We start from the raw sequence: 14,857 nt of genomic DNA, 5'->3' as shown, positions 1-14,857 counted from the left end.
GAAGAACGACATGGACGGGCTCTCAATCTTCAACAACGCCGCCGGCGAGCTCATCAGCCCGACGACGGCCGCCTACGCCCTCGCGGCGATCGGCCTCAGCGTCCACTTCGGCTACGCGGGTCTGCTGAACTTCGGTCAGGCCGGCTTCATGGCCGTCGGCGCCTACGCCTTCGCCATCGCCACGCTCTCGTTCTCGGCCCCCGTGTGGATGGCGATCCTCGTCGCCATCGTCGCCTCGGTGCTGTTCGCCTTCATCCTCGGCATCCCCACCCTGCGGCTGCGCGCCGACTACCTCGCCATCGTGACCATCGCGGCGGCCGAGATCGTCCGATACGTGGTCTCGACGGTCGGGCTCACCGACATCACCGGCGGTTCGCAGGGCCTCAACGGGTACAACCGCGAGTTCCAGAACATGAACCCGCTCCCCGGCGGCACCTACGGCATCGGGCCGTGGACCTACTCCGCCAACGACTGGTGGGTGCGCCTGTTCGGCTGGGGGCTCGTGATCCTCGCCACTCTGCTGGTGTGGCTCCTGATGCGCAGCCCGTGGGGCCGCGTCGTCAAGGGCATCCGCGAAGACGAGGATGCCGTGCGCAGCCTCGGCAAGAACGTCTACTCCTACAAGATGCAGGCGCTCGTGCTCGGCGGCGTGATGGGCGGTCTCGCCGGCGTGGTCTTCATCCTCCCGCGCGCTGTGCAGCCCGGTAACTACGGAACCGCGCTGACGTTCTTCATCTGGACCGCGCTGCTACTCGGCGGCGCCGCGACCCTCCTCGGCCCCATCGTGGGCGCCGCGCTCTTCTGGGTGCTGCTGTCGCTGTCCAACGGCATCATCGTGGGGCTCCGCGACATCGGCGTCCTCGGCTTCATGAGCTCGACCCAGACCGGGCAGGTGCGCTTCATCATCGTCGGGATCGGGCTGATGCTCCTGGTCATCTTCCGGCCACAGGGCATCTTCGGCAACAAGAAGGAGCTGTCGTTCAATGTCTGACACGACCGTCACCCACCCCCTGGTGAAGGGCGAGGTCGGCCCCGGCTGCGAGAAGGTCGACCCGATCGTCGTCGCCGACGGAGTCACGCGGCAGTTCGGCGGGCTCAAGGCCGTCGACGTCGAGCACCTCGAGATCCCCCGCGGGCAGATCACGGCCCTCATCGGCCCGAACGGCGCCGGCAAGACCACGCTGTTCAACCTGCTCACCGGGTTCGACAAGCCCAACACCGGCCGCTGGAGCTTCGAGGGGTCCAACCTCGCCGGGGTGCCCGCGTTCAAGGTGTCGCGCAAGGGCATGGTCCGCACGTTCCAGCTGACCAAGTCGCTCGGCCGCCTCTCCGTGCTGCAGAACATGCTGCTCGGCGCACGCGGGCAGAAGGGCGAGAACATCTTCCGGGCCATGATCCCCGGGATCTGGAGCTCGCAGGAGAAGTCGAACACCGAGCGCGCCGACGACCTGCTGCGCCGGTTCAAGCTGGATGCCAAGCGCGAGGACTTCGCCGCGTCGCTCTCCGGCGGCCAGCGCAAGCTCCTCGAGATGGCGCGCGCGCTCATGAGCGACCCGACGCTCGTCATGCTCGACGAGCCGATGGCCGGCGTGAACCCGGCTCTCACGCAGAGCCTGCTCGGCCACATCCTCGACCTGAAGAAGGAAGGCATGACGGTGCTTTTCGTCGAGCACGACATGCACATGGTCCGCCACATCTCGGACTGGGTCGTCGTCATGGCCGAGGGCCGCGTGGTAGCCGAGGGCCCGCCCGAGACGGTGATGAGCGACCAGGCGGTCATCGACGCCTATCTTGGCGCGCACCACGACACCGACCTGGGCGACATGACCACGTCGCAGATGGAGACCATCCAGGCCGAGGCCGCCGCCGAAGCCGAAGCCGACCTCGTCGCCGACGAGAAGGACGGGAAGCTCTGATGACCGACACCGCAACCGCAACCCGCACCGCGGTGCTGCGTACCGACGACCTCGTCGCCGGCTACCTGCCCGGTGTGAACATCCTCAACGGGTGCACCGTCGATGCCTACCAGGGCGACCTGATCGGCATCATCGGCCCGAACGGCGCCGGCAAGTCGACCCTGCTGAAGGCCATCTTCGGCCAGGTCAAGATCCGCGGCGGTGCCGTCCTTCTAAACGGCGAGGACATCACCGCGCTCAAGGCCGACAAGCTCGTCGGCAAGGGCGTCGGCATGGTCCCGCAGAACAACAACGTGTTCCCGAGCCTGTCGATCGAGGAGAACCTGCAGATGGGGCTCTTCCAGCGCCCCAAGGTCTTCGCCGAGCGCTTCGAGTTCGTCACGGGCCTGTTCCCCGAACTCGCCAAGCGCCGCCGTCAGCGCGCCGGCTCGCTCTCGGGCGGTGAGCGGCAGATGGTCGCGATGGGTCGCGCGCTCATGATGGACCCGTCGGTCCTGCTCCTCGACGAGCCCTCGGCCGGCCTCTCCCCCGTTCGCCAGGACGAGACGTTCCTCCGGGTCGCCGAAATCAACCGCGCCGGCGTGACGATCATCATGGTCGAGCAGAACGCCCGCCGCTGCTTGCAGATCTGCCACCGGGCGTACGTGCTCGACCAGGGCAAGGACGCGTACACGGGCACCGGGCGCGAGCTGCTCACCGACCCCCGCGTCATCGAGCTGTACCTCGGCACGCTGGCCGCCGACGAGGACGCCAAGCGCGACGCACGGGAGACCGAAGCCTGATCCGCGCGCGTCCCGTGGGGGCGACGCTCACCCTGGTGGGCGTCGCCCTCGCGGGATGCTCCGCGGCTCCTCCCCCCGGCATCCCGACGGGCCTGACGGTCGCGGTCATCCAGCAACGCGGCGACATCGCGCCGGGCCGGGTGCAGCTCCGGGTCGACAACGGTTCGGATGAGACGGTGACGATCGCAGCCGCCACACTGGCGGCGCCGGCGCTGGCTTCCCCGGCCGCGTGGGATGCCCTCCGCGCGGAGACGCTCGCGCCCGGCCGCATCCTGGACCTTCCGGTGACCCTTCCCGCCCTGCGCTGCGGGTCGGGCGACGGGGCGGCCCGCGTGACCCTCGAGACGACGATCGGCGGCATCTCGGGTACGTCCGAGGTCGACGCCGACGATCCGCTCGGCATCCTCGCCCGCCTGAGCGCGACACAGTGCGACCGCGACGATCTCGCGGCCGTGGCGGAGGTCGCGGCCACGGCCGCTTCGCCCCGCGGAGACGGGACGGCCGACCTGACGATCTCGATCACGCCGACGGGCGGAGACGGCGCGCCGATCGAGCTCGAGGCGCTGCGGGGCACCCCGCTGCTGCATTTCGCCGGAGGGGAGGAAGCGGGGCTCGACACGACCGTCTCCCCCGGCGATGCCCCCTCGACGCTGACGGTGGCCGTGACGCCGCGCCGGTGCGACCCGCACGCGATCGCGGAAGACAAGGTCGGAACGCTCTTCGACCTCGTCGCCCGCGTCGACGGCCGCGAGGTGGTGGTCTCGCTGCCGCGCCCGCAGGCGGTGGCCGACGACCTGCTCGCCTTCACCGCCGCCGCCTGCGGCCTGGCGCCCGCGGCCTGACCGCCGCGCGTGCCGCGTGAGGGGTCAATATCTGTCGCCTGAGAGCATTTGAAGCGACAGATATTGACCCCTCGCGCGCGGGACGCAGACAGAAGGGCCCGGATGCCGTGGCATCCGGGCCCTCCCTGATCGGATCAGATCACTCGTTGAGCGAACCGAACTCCGTGTTCAGCAGGGTGTACTTGTTGTCGGCACCGTACTGGTAGATGCCGATGTACGCCTCGGTCGGGTCACCGTTCGCGTCGAACGTGATCGGGCCCGAGACACCGTCGTAGTCGATGTCCTTGCCGTCGTTGATCAGCGTCAGGCAGTCCGCGAAGGTCGTGCACTTCTCGCCGCCCTCGGTGACCGACTGCAGGTTGTCACGGATCGCCGTGCCCGAGTCGTCCTTGGCCTGCGCCGCAGCCAGGGCCGCGACGATGACCGCGTCGTACGACTCCGGCGCGTAGCTGAAGTCGGTGAGCGCCGGGTCGACCTCGAGAAGACGGCTCTGGAAGGCGGTGTCGGCCGGGTTGCCGGGCAGCGTTCCCTTGGCGCCCTGCAGCGTGCCGGGCTGGAACTCGTACGAGTTGGACAGGTTGCCGTCGACGAAGTACACCTTCGACCCCGGGAAGCCCTGCGTGTTCACCAGCTGCGGGATGATCGAGGAGGTCTCCTCGAACGCGATGACCGCGATGGCGTCGGGCTTGGCGGCCAGGAGCTGGTCGACCTGCGACGTGAACACCGTGTCGCCCGGGTTGTAGGGAACCGCGACCGAGACCTCGCCGCCGGCAGCCTCGACGGCCTTGGTGGCGTTGTCCTTCAGGCCGGTGCCGTACGGGTCGTTGATGTAGATGATGCCGACGTTGGCAGCACCGTCACCGGTCATGAGGTTACCGAGCACGCGACCCTGGAGGACGTCCGAGGGGGCGGTACGCCAGTAGTACCCGTCGTCGGCGTACGTCGTGAAGTCGGGCGACGTGTTGGCCGGCGAGATCTGGACGATGCCCGCGTTGACCAGCTGGTCGACGAACGTGAACGACACACCCGAGGACGCGGCACCGATGACGACGTCGGCTCCGGCGCTGACGAGCTCCGTCGCCGACTGCGTGGCGATGTCGGTCGTCGTGTCACCCGAGTCGCGCTCGGTGAGCGTGGTCTTGAACGGGAACGCGTCGCCCGTGGCCTCGATGTCCTTGATCGCGAGCTTCACGCCGGCGACCTCGGGCGGGCCGAGGAAGGCGAGGTTACCGGTGGCGGGCAGGATCGTGCCGACGCTGAACGTGCCGTCGGCCTTGGACACGGCGCCTCCGCTGGACGATGCGCTGGGGGCGGCGGCGTCGCCGCCACCGGCGCAACCGGCGAGGACGAGCGCGCTGGCACCGACCAGAGCGAGACCGCCCAGGACCTTGCCGGCACGCGAACGCGTGAAGACGCTCATAGTGCTCCTTGCTGTGGATGAACGTTGGACGGCACAGGGGTGCCGTCTGGTGTCCTAAACCTAATCGTCTCCACGTTTTCGTCGTGTTGCCGTTCGTTAACGATGTGCGTCGCCGAGGTCACGGCGTCATAACGCCCTCTAGACGGGTTCGCTGACATCCGATATTGCGGTCCGGCGCCGACGCGCCGCCACGAGCGAGTCGATGCTGAGAATCGTCAGCGCGACCCAGACCAGCCCGAATCCGATCCACCGCTCGAGCGTCATCGGCTCGTGCAGCACCCACACGCCGATCCCGAACTGGATGATCGGCGCGACGAATTGGATGAGACCCATGACCGTCAGCGGCGCCCGGCGAGCGCCGGCCGCGAACAGCAGCAACGGAATCGCGGTGATCGCTCCCGCCGATGCCAGCAGGGCCGTGTGCAGTGGGCCGTTCGCGCCCATGGTGAGCCCGCTCGTCACGGCCACGAGGATCAGCTGCACGACGGCGACCGGGAGCAGCCAGAAGGATTCGAGGGTCAGACCGCTGACGGCATCCACCGACGGGCCGATCTGCTTCTTGACCAGTCCGTAGACGCCGAACGACAGCGCCAGCGTCAGGGCGATCCAGGGGAATGCCCCGTAACCGACGACGATCACCATCACCGCGGCCACCGACAGCCCGATCGCGATCCACTGGACCGGACGCAGCCGCTCGCGGAGCACCGTGACCCCGAGCAGCACCGTGACGATGGGGTTGATGAAGTAGCCGAGGCTCGTCTCGATCACCCGGTCGTTCAGGGCGCCGTAGACGTAGGTCTGCCAGTTGACGTAGATGAGGGCGCCCGCCAGCGCCGTCAGGCCGAGGAGGCGGGGCTGCCGGACGATCGCGAGGAAGGGGCGCCACGCGCGCAGGACCGTCAGCAGGATCAGGCAGAACACGAACGACAGCAGGATGCGCCACGCGACCAGCTCCCACGGACCGGTCGGCTCGAGCTGCAGGAAGTACAGCGGCAGCACGCCCCACAGCAGATAGGCGGCGAAGGCGAAGAGGCCGCCGCGGACGGATCCCGAGGCGGGCGGCGAAGCGGGGGTCACTGCCTCAGCCTAGGCGCGGGCGCCGACGCGGATCTGCCGGACACCGCGCATTCCGCGCCAAAAGCAGAACCCCGGATGCCGAGGCATCCGGGGTTCTACGGAAATCGCAGAGCGATCAGCGCACGACCACCGCGAGGACGTCGCGAGCCGAGAGCACCAGGTACTCGTCGGCGCCGAACTTGACCTCGGTCCCGCCGTACTTGCTGTAGAGCACGCGGTCGCCGACGGTGACGTCGAGGGGGACACGGTTGCCGTTGTCGTCGATACGGCCGGGTCCGACGGCGACGACCTCGCCCTCCTGCGGCTTCTCCTTGGCGGTGTCGGGGATGACGAGACCACTCGCGGTGGTCTGCTCAGCCTCGACCTGCTTGATGACGATGCGGTCCTCGAGCGGCTTGATGGAAACCGACACGGTCTACCTCTTCTTTCTCGTTACAGAAGACTTGTCAGCACTCACGCGGGGAGAGTGCTAATCCGAGTGTAGAGAAGCGTTGGCACTCACGCAACGCGAGTGCCAACAGAATCGACACCTAGGCTGGGCCGGTGGAGATCGCCGAGCTCACCGCCTTGCTCACCGCCGAGGGCCTGTCCCTGCTCGACGAGCTGGGTCCGCTCACGACGACCGACGAAGCCGCGCGCGCGGTGTCGCGACTGCGGGCCGCCGGCCACTCCCCCGATCTCGTCGCCGCCGTGGTGGGCCAGGCCCGTCTGCGCGTGAAGGCCGCCGCGAAGTTCGGTCCGTTCGCCGACCGCATGCTCTTCACCCGGGCGGGACTAGAACAGGCGACGCGGCTGTCCATCGCCGCCCGCCATGCGGGGCGGTTCCGCGCGGCCGGCGTCTCGTCGGTGGCCGACCTCGGCTGCGGGATCGGCGGAGACGCCCTCGGCCTCGCGGGTCTCGGCATCCGCGTCGAAGCGGTCGACGCCGACGAGGTCACGGCCGCGATCGCCGCGTACAACCTCGCGCCCTTCGGCGACGCCGTGACCGTGGCGCACGGGCGCGCGGAGGACGCCGACCTCGGCGGAGTGGATGCCGTGTGGCTCGACCCCGCGCGACGCACCGCCGGCCACGGCGAGACGCGGCGCGTGTCGGCCGACCAGTGGTCGCCGTCACTGGACTGGGTGTTCGGGCTGCTGCAGGAGCGACCCGGCGGCGTGAAGCTCGGGCCGGCGTTCGACCGCGAACTGATCCCGGACGACGTCGAGGCGCAGTGGATCAGCGCCGACGGCTCGACGATCGAACTCGTCCTCTGGTCGGGACGTCTCGCTCGCGAGGGTGTGCGCCGCGCTGCGCTCGTCGTGCGAGGCGACGACGTGTGGGAGTTGACAGCTCCCACCGACGCGCCCGACGTCGAGCCGCGCGAACTCGGCGCCTTCGTGCACGAGCCCGACGGCGCCGTCATCCGCGCGCGGCTGATCGGCGAGGTCGCCCGCTCCCTGGATGCCGGGATGCTGGCGCCGGGCATCGCCTACCTGACCTCCGACGCGGCGCTCACGAGCCCGTTCGTCTCGTCGTTCCGCGTCCGCGAGGAGCTCCCGGCGGACACGAAGAAGCTCGCGCGGGCGCTGCGGGAGCGCAACATCGGCACCCTCGAGATCAAGAAGCGCGGGGTCGACGTCGACCCCGCCGTGCTACGGACCCGCCTGTCACTGAGGGGCGACGAGTCGGCGACGCTGCTCATGACGCGGGTGGCGGGGCGCCGCGTCGCGCTCCTCGCCGACCGCGTGGGCTGACGGGCCCGGAGATCAGACCGTCGACAGCTGCGGCAGCGCCCAGATCAGCCAGCCGCCGCTGAAGATCACCGACAGCACGGCGAGCGCGAGCGCCCAGATCGCGACGCGGCGACTGTCGTGCGCGCGGCGCAGCGAGATGATCGACATGACGATCGCGACGACGCCGAGGGGCAGCAGGACGCCGGCGAACAGCGACGCGACGAGAGCGGCGATCGCGACGGCCAGGGCCCACGGCGCGACGGACGGTGGCGCGACCGGGGCCGGCGGGCTCCAGGGCACGACGTGCTCGCCGAACGCGGCGCGCTCGAGCTGCGCCGTGGGCAGCCGGTGGTCGTCGAAGGCGTCGCCCGCGGCGATCTGCTCCGCCGCGGTCGGGGCTCCCTCCGCCTCGGCCGCCTTGAGCGCGCGCCGGCTCGGCGGCTGCGTCTCGCTCACGAGGCCGCCCGTGCGGTCAGGGGCGCCGGGGCCGTGGCATCCGGATCCTCCGCCACCTGGATCTCGGTCACCGGAAGAGTCGAATCGGCTCCGAAGGCGAGGGTCGACGGGCGGCGTCCCGAGGCGATGAGTTCGGCGGCGAGCGCGGCGATCATGGCGCCGTTGTCGGTGCAGAGCCGCAACGGCGGGATGCGCACCGCGACGCCCGCGGCTGCGGCGCGCTCGAGGGCGACATCGCGCAGACGCTTGTTGGCGATCACTCCCCCGCCGAGAAGCAGGCGCGGCACCCCGTAGCGCTCGCACGCGTCGAGGGCCTTGGTGACGAGCACATCGACGACGGCCTCGCGGAACGACGCCGCGACGTCGGCGACCGGCACCGGCTGCCCCGCCGCCTCGTGCTGCTCGACCCACCGGGCCACGGCGGTCTTCAGGCCCGAGAACGAGAAGTCGTAGCGGTGGGATGCCATGTCAGAGGCGCGCGAGAGCCCGCGGGGGAAGCGGATCGCGGTCGGATCACCCGAAGCCGCGGCACGATCGATCTCGGGGCCGCCGGGGTACGGCAGCTTCAGCAGGCGCGCGACCTTGTCGAAGGCCTCGCCGGCCGCGTCATCCATCGTCTCGCCGAGCAGCTCGACGTCGCTGGTGAGATCGCGGACGAGGAGCAGGGACGTGTGCCCGCCGCTCACGAGCAGCGCGACGGTGGGGTACTCCAGCTCGCCGGCGTCGGCGTCGAGGATGTCGGCGGCGATGTGACCGACGAGGTGGTTGACGGCGTACAGCGGCTTGTCGAGGGCGACCGCGAGGCCCTTGGCCGCACCGACGCCGACCATCAGGGCACCGGCGAGTCCGGGGCCGCTCGTGACGGCGACGGCGTCGATCTCGTCGAGCGTCACGCCCGCCTCGGCGAGCGCCGCGTCGATCGACGGCTGCAGTGCCTCGAGGTGCGCGCGGGCGGCGACCTCGGGCACGACACCGCCGTAGCGGGCGTGCTCGTCCATGCTCGAGGCGATCGTGTTGCTCAGCAGCTGCCGACCCCGGACGATGCCGATCCCGGTCTCGTCGCAACTGGTCTCGATGCCGAGCACGAGGGGCGCGTCCATCAGCACCATCCCTTTCCGGTCGTCGCCGCATCGTCGGGCGTGCGGCGGGCCGCCCACGCGCGCAGGTCGAGCTGCATCACGATCGCGTCGACGTCGTCGGGTTGGTAGTAGCGCGGGCGCCGCCCGACCTCGGCGAACCCTTCCGAGGCGTACAGGGTCTGGGCGACGGGGTTGTCGGCGCGTACCTCCAGGAACACGTCGTGCACGCCGCGCCGCTCGGCTTCTGCGAGGAGTTCGGCCAGCAGCGCACGCCCGCGGCCGCGGCCGCGGGCGGTCTCGGCGATCGTGATCGTCTGGATGTCGGCATCCTTCGCCCCGCGGACGGCACGGAGCCCCGCGTAGCCGACGAGCCGGCCGGCCTCTTCGACGACGACGTACCAGCCGTGCGGAGACGCAAGCTCTTCGCGCATCATCGCCGGGCTCCACGCGTCGGTCGGGAAGGACGCGTGCTCAAGCGCCATGATGGCGTCGAGATCGTCGAGCGCCGCCGCGCGCGTGCTCACGCGCTCACCCGCTTCGGGGCGTGGGCGGCGACGACATCGGGGCTGCGCAGATACAGCGGCTCGGGGCCGGCGAGGGCGCGACCGGCGTCGAGCGCGCGGGCCGCGACGAGCGCGATCATCGCGGCCGAGACGCTCGTCGCGTCGTGACGCACGGCTCCGGCCTCGGCGAGGCGGGCGTCGAGGTCGTCGCGGGGGCTGAGCGTGGCATCCATGATCCGGATCGGGAGTCCGTCGTCGTCGACGCCGTCGTAGACGCTGTACGCGAACTCCTTGCGGCGAGCGTCGGTGACGACGGCGAAGCGGGGGGTGTCGGTGCCCGTGAGGGCGTCGGCGAGAAGGATGCCGAGGGCGACGCCGTCGTGACTCGGCACGGGGACGACCGGGATGCCACGCCCGAGAGCGAACGCGCGCGCGGTCGCGATGCCGACGCGCAGCCCCGTGAACGGCCCCGGGCCCATGCCGATCGCGACGTGCGTGGGGGTCGGCACGGCCTGCGAAGCTCGGCGCAGCAGGTCGCCGATCACTTCGGCATGCCCGAGAGCGTTGGCGCTCTGCTCGTCGGCGAGCACTTCCCCGTCGTGCGCGATCGCCGCCACCGCGGTGCCGAGGGAGGTGTCGATGCCGATGATCACCGTTCCAGGGTATCCGGGCCGCCCGACACCGGTGCCGTCGGCGGGTCGGGGGACCTCGTCCCACTTATGGCGGCGCATGTCCCGATTCCTGCTGCCCCACCGCGCCGAAAACCGCCACAAGTGGGACACGGGCCGCCTGCTCACCGGGCACGACTCCGGCAGAACGCGCCATGCCGCGCACGGGCGGCCGCAGATCGCAGGAATTGCCGGAGTTCTGCAGGCATCCGGCGAGGCGCTCGGCTCCGAACAAGAGACATGGAAAGACAGTTGCGCCGACTGGTGGTGCCGACGGCCGTGGGACCGGTCGTCGCTCACGCCGGTCGACGCTCCACCGGCACCGTCGCGACGGTGCTGCTGCACGGAGCCGCGGGTTCGTGGAGAACGTGGATGCCGCTGCTCAGCGCGGCCGATCGGCTCGGCATCCCCCTCGACGACGTCATCGCGATCGACCTGCCCGGGTGGGGCGAGTCGCCCGGTCCGATGCCCGATCCCGCGGCCGCCGCGGAGGCGGTCGTCGCGGTGGCGCGCGCCCTCGGCTATCCGCGGTGGCGCGTCGTCGGGCACTCCCTGGGCGCCGTGGTCGCCCTCGACGTCGCGGCGCGGTTCCCCGCGCAGACCGTCGCCGTCGGGCTCGTCTCCCCCACCGGCGCCGGGGTGCGCGCCGTGGTCCGGCGGCCCGCCACCGGATGGCTGACGCTCCCCGCATTCGGGGGCATGGTCGCGGCGATGGCGATCCTCCGGAGCCTCGGTCCCCTCGCGCGGCCGCTGCTGCACGGGCTGCGCCGCATCGGCGCGCTGCGGGTGTTCGCCCGACCGCTGTTCCGGCATCCGGACCGCGTCGACCCGGCCGTCTCCGACGCGCTGGCTGACGAGATCCGCCCGGCCGCCTTCCTCGACGCGGCGCGGGCCGCCCGGACGCACGACGACGACGCGTGGAAACGGATCACCGCACCGGTGCGCGCCGTGCGCGGACGCCACGACGTCTTCGCCGGGCGCCAGGACGCACGCGACGCGCGTCGCCGAATTCCCGGCTACCGCGAGACCGTGCTCGAGGACAGCGGGCACTTCGCTCACGTGGAGCAGGCGTACGAGACACTCCGCGCACTGCGGGACGTGTGGACCGCCGAGCCTGACCGCCGCTCGCCCTCGAAGCGCGACCGGCAGCCCACCTGAACTACGGCCTCCGCGAGATCGTCACCGTCCGCGGAGCGTCCGCATCCAGGTCGAGGGTGTGCGGGGCGATCTCGCCGCACGCGTTGTCGACGCCGCGTCCGCCGGTCTGGCGGGATATCTCGATCTCCCACCAGTGGTCGGCGAGGTGGTCGGCGACGCCGCGGCCCCATTCCACGATCACGACGGAGTGCTCCACGTCGATGTCGAGGTCGTCGAGCTCGACGGCGGCGCCGAGCCGATAGGCATCCACGTGCACCAGAGGGGCGCCACCGACGAGCGACGGATGCGTCCGCGCGATCACGAACGTCGGGCTCTGAACCGGACCCCGGATGCCGAGCCCCTCGCCGATCCCGCGGGTCAGGGTCGTCTTGCCTGCGCCGAGCGGACCGGTGAGCACGACCACGTCGCCGGGCTCGAGGGCCCGGCCGAGCGCGCGCCCGAGCTCCTCCATGTCGGCGGGGCCGGCGACCTCGCGCTCGCCCCGCAGCTCGTCGGGAACGCTCACGCCCCGACCTCCCGTCGCGGCACGCGCGCGCCGATGCGCGTCACGATCTCGTAGTCGATGGTGTCGGCGGCATCCGCCCAGTCCTTCGCCGACGGCACGCCGAGCGTCGGGTCGCCGAACAGCACCGCCTCGTCGCCGACGGCGACGGGGTGATCGCCGACATCGACGACGAACTGGTCCATGGCGATGCGGCCCGCGACCGTGAAGCGCCGGCCGTTGATCGTCACGGGGCCCCGATCCGACGCCTGGCGCGGCACGCCGTCCGCGTACCCGAGGGGCACGAGCGCCAGCGTGGTGTCGGCCTCCGTGCGGTACGCGTAGCCGTACGAGACGCCGGTGCCGGCGGGCACGCGGCGGACCGCGGCGACCGCACCGCGCAGCGTCATCGAGGGACGAAGGCCCAGATCCGCCGAGGACCGGTCGTGGAACGGCGAGATGCCGTAGATGCCGATGCCGATGCGCACCGCGTTCAGCCGCGCCGCGGGCAGGGCGATCGCGGCGTGCGTCGCCGCGATGTGCCGCAACGGCGGGTTCAGCCCGGCGGCCGCCGCGAGCACGACGCCCTCCTCGAACTTCGCCAGCGCGGCCAGGTCATCGGCCTCGCTCGTGTTCGACAGGTGAGAGAAGAGCCCGACGACGCGAAGGCGCCCGATGCGCTCGAGGCGCGCGGCCTCGGAGAACACCACGCGCCAATCCGCGGGCGCGATGCCGTTGCGCGACAGACCCGTCTCGATCTTCAGGTGCACGGCCGCGGGCCGATCGCCCTGCGCCGCGTCGCCCGCGCGCAGCAGCTGGTCGATGTCGGAGATGCCGAGCTCGATGTCCTCACGGACGGCTTGGGCGAACGACGCTCCGGGGGCGTGCAGCCACGCGAAGAGGGGCGCGCGGATACCCCGGCGCCGCAGGGCAAGCGCTTCATCGATGTCGGAGACGCCGATACGCGTCGCGCCGCCACGGAGCGCCGCGACGGCGGCGCGATGGGCACCGTGCCCGTACCCCTCGGCCTTGACGACCGCGATGACCTCGACGCCGGTCAGGCGACGCAGGTGCCGCACGTTCTCGGCGATCGCGTCGACGTCGATCAGCGCTTCGCGCAGGATTCCGGATGCCATCCTCATGCGACGCCCTCCCGGGTCGGTTCCGCGGGCCCGGCCTCGGACGCGGAGGGTCCGGCCTCGGCGATGACGTACGCGGTGGCGAGCGCCGCGTCGTGCGACATCGACAGGTGCAGCGCGGTGATTCCGCGCGCGGACACCGTCGCCGCGGTCTCGCCGGTCAGCGTGAACGTCGGGCGACCCGAGGGCTCGGGCGTCACCTCGATGTCGGTCCAGTACACCCCGTCGGACCCGCCGAGCGCTTTGATCAGCGCCTCCTTCGCGGCGTACCGGGCGGCCAGAGAGCGGGGCTTGAGCAGCCGCTCCGCCGGCGCGAAGAGGCGCTCGAGAAGGCGCGGGGTCCGCGCGAGCTGCTGCTCGAAGCGCGGCACGTCGACCAGGTCGACGCCGATTCCGACGATCATGCGCCCTCCCTCCCTGGCATCCTGTCCATTCTGCCGTGAGGACGGTCGTCGGGCCGCGCGCCGGAGGGGCAGTCTCAGGATGCCGGCTTGGTCCGGTCGAAGCGGGTGATCGACGCCCACTCCCCGAACTCCGGCACCGGCTCCCAATGAGTGGACACGTCGATGTCGCGGTAATCCGCCTCCTCGATCACACCCTTCACCGCATCATCGCGATACCAATGCATCGACCCATCTGGCCGATACCGATAATTCGTCGTCAACACACTCCCCGACCGGGTGTAGTACGTCGACTCATCCGGGTAACGGAAAGCAAAGATCTCCGTTAGGAACATCATTCCATTGTCATGCTTCAGAAAAAGGAATTTGAAACGGATACGACAGAGCTGATCATGGAAGCTCACGCTGATGAAGTTCCGCCCCGGGTTGACTTCCATCGAATATTCGGGCGCCGCCCCATCGGGAACACCCTCTGCATATGCCGCAACCGCGAACCACTCCTCCTCGCCCCCTTCATCGAACCGGCGGCGCGCCTCACCCTCCGTTACGACACCACCCATCACCAGGAGCCGGCTGTCCCAGGCCCTGCCGTACACGGTGCGCATCCCCCGCTACGCCCCCACCGGCTGGGTCCGGTCGAAGCGGGTGATCGACGCCCACTCCCCGAACTCCGGCACCGGCTCCCAATGAGTGGACACGTCGATGTCGCGGTAATCCGCCTCCTCGATCACGTTCGCGACCTTGTCCGTCCGGCGCCAGTGCATCGACCCATCCGGGCGATACCGGTAATTCGTGTTCGTCACGCATCCCGACCGGGTGTAATACGTCGACTCATCCGGGTAACGGAAATCGTAGATCTCCTCCAGGAACATCACGCCGGCATCCGTCTTCCCGAACAGAAACTCAAAACGCACCCGGCACAACTGATCGTAGAAACTCACACTGATGAACCCACCCTGCGGGGTGACCTCCATCGTGTACTCCGGCGCCGCCCCATCCGGAACACCATCCGCATACGCCGCGACGCTGAACCAGTCATCCTTGCCACCTTCGAGGAAACACTGCCTCGCTTGTTCCTCGCCGACCACACCGCCGATACGCAGACGCATATGGTTCCACGCCCTGCCGTACACGGTCCGCATCCCCCGCTACGCCCCCACCGGCTGAGTCCGGTCGAAGCGGGTGATCGACGCCCACTCCCCGAACTCCGGCACCGGCTCCC

18 protein-coding genes are annotated in these 14,857 nt (G+C 70.4%); 6 read left to right on the top strand and 12 right to left on the bottom strand.

Annotated features, from left to right (window positions below):
- Window positions 1-10: 10 nt before the first annotated feature.
- Genes QM517_RS12105 through QM517_RS12090 form a run of 4 tightly spaced genes read left to right on the top strand, consistent with a single transcriptional unit; the run spans window position 11 to window position 3,540 of the window.
- Window positions 11-991 carry a branched-chain amino acid ABC transporter permease gene (locus QM517_RS12105; RefSeq protein WP_283287695.1) on the top strand — a complete coding sequence of 327 codons (981 nt, stop codon included), beginning with the start codon at window positions 11-13 and terminating at the stop codon, window positions 989-991.
- Window positions 984-1,916 (top strand): ABC transporter ATP-binding protein, encoded by a 933-nt coding sequence (locus QM517_RS12100; RefSeq protein WP_077050592.1) that lies wholly within the window; start codon window positions 984-986, stop codon window positions 1,914-1,916. The genes QM517_RS12105 and QM517_RS12100 overlap by 8 nt, the downstream gene beginning before the upstream one ends.
- Complete coding sequence (locus QM517_RS12095) at window positions 1,916-2,698, top strand: ABC transporter ATP-binding protein (RefSeq protein ID WP_278103748.1); 783 nt, start codon at window positions 1,916-1,918, stop codon at window positions 2,696-2,698. Before QM517_RS12100 ends, QM517_RS12095 begins: the two co-directional genes overlap by 1 nt.
- 35 nt (window positions 2,699-2,733) lie before the next feature.
- Window positions 2,734-3,540 (top strand): hypothetical protein, encoded by an 807-nt coding sequence (locus tag QM517_RS12090; protein ID WP_139340621.1) that lies wholly within the window; start codon window positions 2,734-2,736, stop codon window positions 3,538-3,540.
- A 139-nt stretch (window positions 3,541-3,679) separates the two neighbouring features.
- Here QM517_RS12090 and QM517_RS12085 read toward each other — a convergent pair whose 3' ends face one another.
- The 3 genes from QM517_RS12085 to groES all read right to left on the bottom strand — a co-directional run bounded on the left by QM517_RS12085 (window position 3,680) and on the right by groES (window position 6,449).
- Entirely contained in the window at window positions 3,680-4,960 is a 1,281-nt protein-coding gene (locus QM517_RS12085; RefSeq protein ID WP_077050595.1) for an ABC transporter substrate-binding protein, read from the bottom strand.
- Between the two features lie 138 nt (window positions 4,961-5,098).
- Window positions 5,099-6,037, bottom strand: coding sequence for an EamA family transporter RarD (rarD, locus tag QM517_RS12080; RefSeq protein WP_283287692.1), 939 nt, complete (start codon window positions 6,035-6,037; stop codon window positions 5,099-5,101).
- A gap of 115 nt (window positions 6,038-6,152) precedes the next feature.
- Window positions 6,153-6,449 (bottom strand): co-chaperone GroES, encoded by a 297-nt coding sequence (gene groES, locus QM517_RS12075; RefSeq protein WP_076491199.1) that lies wholly within the window; start codon window positions 6,447-6,449, stop codon window positions 6,153-6,155.
- Between the two features lie 131 nt (window positions 6,450-6,580).
- On the opposite strand from groES, the gene QM517_RS12070 reads away from it, so the two are divergent.
- On the top strand, window positions 6,581-7,771 hold the full coding sequence (locus QM517_RS12070) for a class I SAM-dependent methyltransferase (RefSeq protein WP_283287690.1): 1,191 nt from the start codon (window positions 6,581-6,583) through the stop codon (window positions 7,769-7,771).
- 12 nt (window positions 7,772-7,783) lie between these two features.
- Here the strand turns inward: QM517_RS12070 and QM517_RS12065 are convergent, their stop codons facing one another.
- Genes QM517_RS12065 through tsaB form a run of 4 tightly spaced genes read right to left on the bottom strand, consistent with a single transcriptional unit; the run spans window position 7,784 to window position 10,441 of the window.
- A complete protein-coding gene (locus QM517_RS12065) occupies window positions 7,784-8,206 on the bottom strand; it encodes a hypothetical protein (protein ID WP_077050598.1) in 423 nt (140 codons plus the stop codon).
- Window positions 8,203-9,306 carry a tRNA (adenosine(37)-N6)-threonylcarbamoyltransferase complex transferase subunit TsaD gene (gene tsaD / locus QM517_RS12060; RefSeq protein WP_283287687.1) on the bottom strand — a complete coding sequence of 368 codons (1,104 nt, stop codon included), beginning with the start codon at window positions 9,304-9,306 and terminating at the stop codon, window positions 8,203-8,205. Before tsaD ends, QM517_RS12065 begins: the two co-directional genes overlap by 4 nt.
- The gene (gene rimI / locus QM517_RS12055; RefSeq protein ID WP_303655623.1) at window positions 9,306-9,767 is read right to left on the bottom strand and encodes a ribosomal protein S18-alanine N-acetyltransferase; all 462 of its coding nucleotides are present in this window, start codon (window positions 9,765-9,767) and stop codon (window positions 9,306-9,308) included. Before rimI ends, tsaD begins: the two co-directional genes overlap by 1 nt.
- Before the next feature lie 38 nt (window positions 9,768-9,805).
- Window positions 9,806-10,441: a tRNA (adenosine(37)-N6)-threonylcarbamoyltransferase complex dimerization subunit type 1 TsaB gene (gene tsaB / locus QM517_RS12050; RefSeq protein ID WP_283287684.1), complete on the bottom strand. Its 636-nt coding sequence runs from the start codon at window positions 10,439-10,441 to the stop codon at window positions 9,806-9,808.
- 255 nt (window positions 10,442-10,696) lie between these two features.
- Between tsaB and QM517_RS12045 the strand changes: the two genes are divergently transcribed.
- Window positions 10,697-11,614, top strand: a complete 918-nt coding sequence (locus QM517_RS12045; RefSeq protein ID WP_283287682.1) for an alpha/beta fold hydrolase — start codon at window positions 10,697-10,699, stop codon at window positions 11,612-11,614.
- Window position 11,615: 1 nt separating this feature from the next.
- On the opposite strand, the gene tsaE is transcribed toward QM517_RS12045, so the two are convergent.
- From tsaE to QM517_RS12020, 5 genes are all read right to left on the bottom strand, one after another.
- A complete protein-coding gene (gene tsaE / locus QM517_RS12040) occupies window positions 11,616-12,119 on the bottom strand; it encodes a tRNA (adenosine(37)-N6)-threonylcarbamoyltransferase complex ATPase subunit type 1 TsaE (RefSeq protein WP_308208904.1) in 504 nt (167 codons plus the stop codon).
- Window positions 12,116-13,237, bottom strand: coding sequence for an alanine racemase (alr, locus tag QM517_RS12035; RefSeq protein WP_303655590.1), 1,122 nt, complete (start codon window positions 13,235-13,237; stop codon window positions 12,116-12,118). The genes tsaE and alr overlap by 4 nt, the downstream gene beginning before the upstream one ends.
- On the bottom strand, window positions 13,234-13,638 hold the full coding sequence (locus QM517_RS12030) for a holo-ACP synthase (protein WP_077050604.1): 405 nt from the start codon (window positions 13,636-13,638) through the stop codon (window positions 13,234-13,236). The genes alr and QM517_RS12030 overlap by 4 nt, the downstream gene beginning before the upstream one ends.
- A 74-nt stretch (window positions 13,639-13,712) precedes the next feature.
- Window positions 13,713-14,240, bottom strand: a complete 528-nt coding sequence (locus tag QM517_RS12025; protein ID WP_283287677.1) for a hypothetical protein — start codon at window positions 14,238-14,240, stop codon at window positions 13,713-13,715.
- A gap of 6 nt (window positions 14,241-14,246) precedes the next feature.
- Complete coding sequence (locus QM517_RS12020) at window positions 14,247-14,744, bottom strand: hypothetical protein (protein ID WP_283287675.1); 498 nt, start codon at window positions 14,742-14,744, stop codon at window positions 14,247-14,249.
- Window positions 14,745-14,857: the final 113 nt, after the last annotated feature.

The organism is Microbacterium sp. IEGM 1404, from assembly GCF_030056775.1.
Taxonomy (GTDB): domain Bacteria; phylum Actinomycetota; class Actinomycetes; order Actinomycetales; family Microbacteriaceae; genus Microbacterium.
This window is presented reverse-complemented; position numbering and strand designations above follow the sequence as displayed.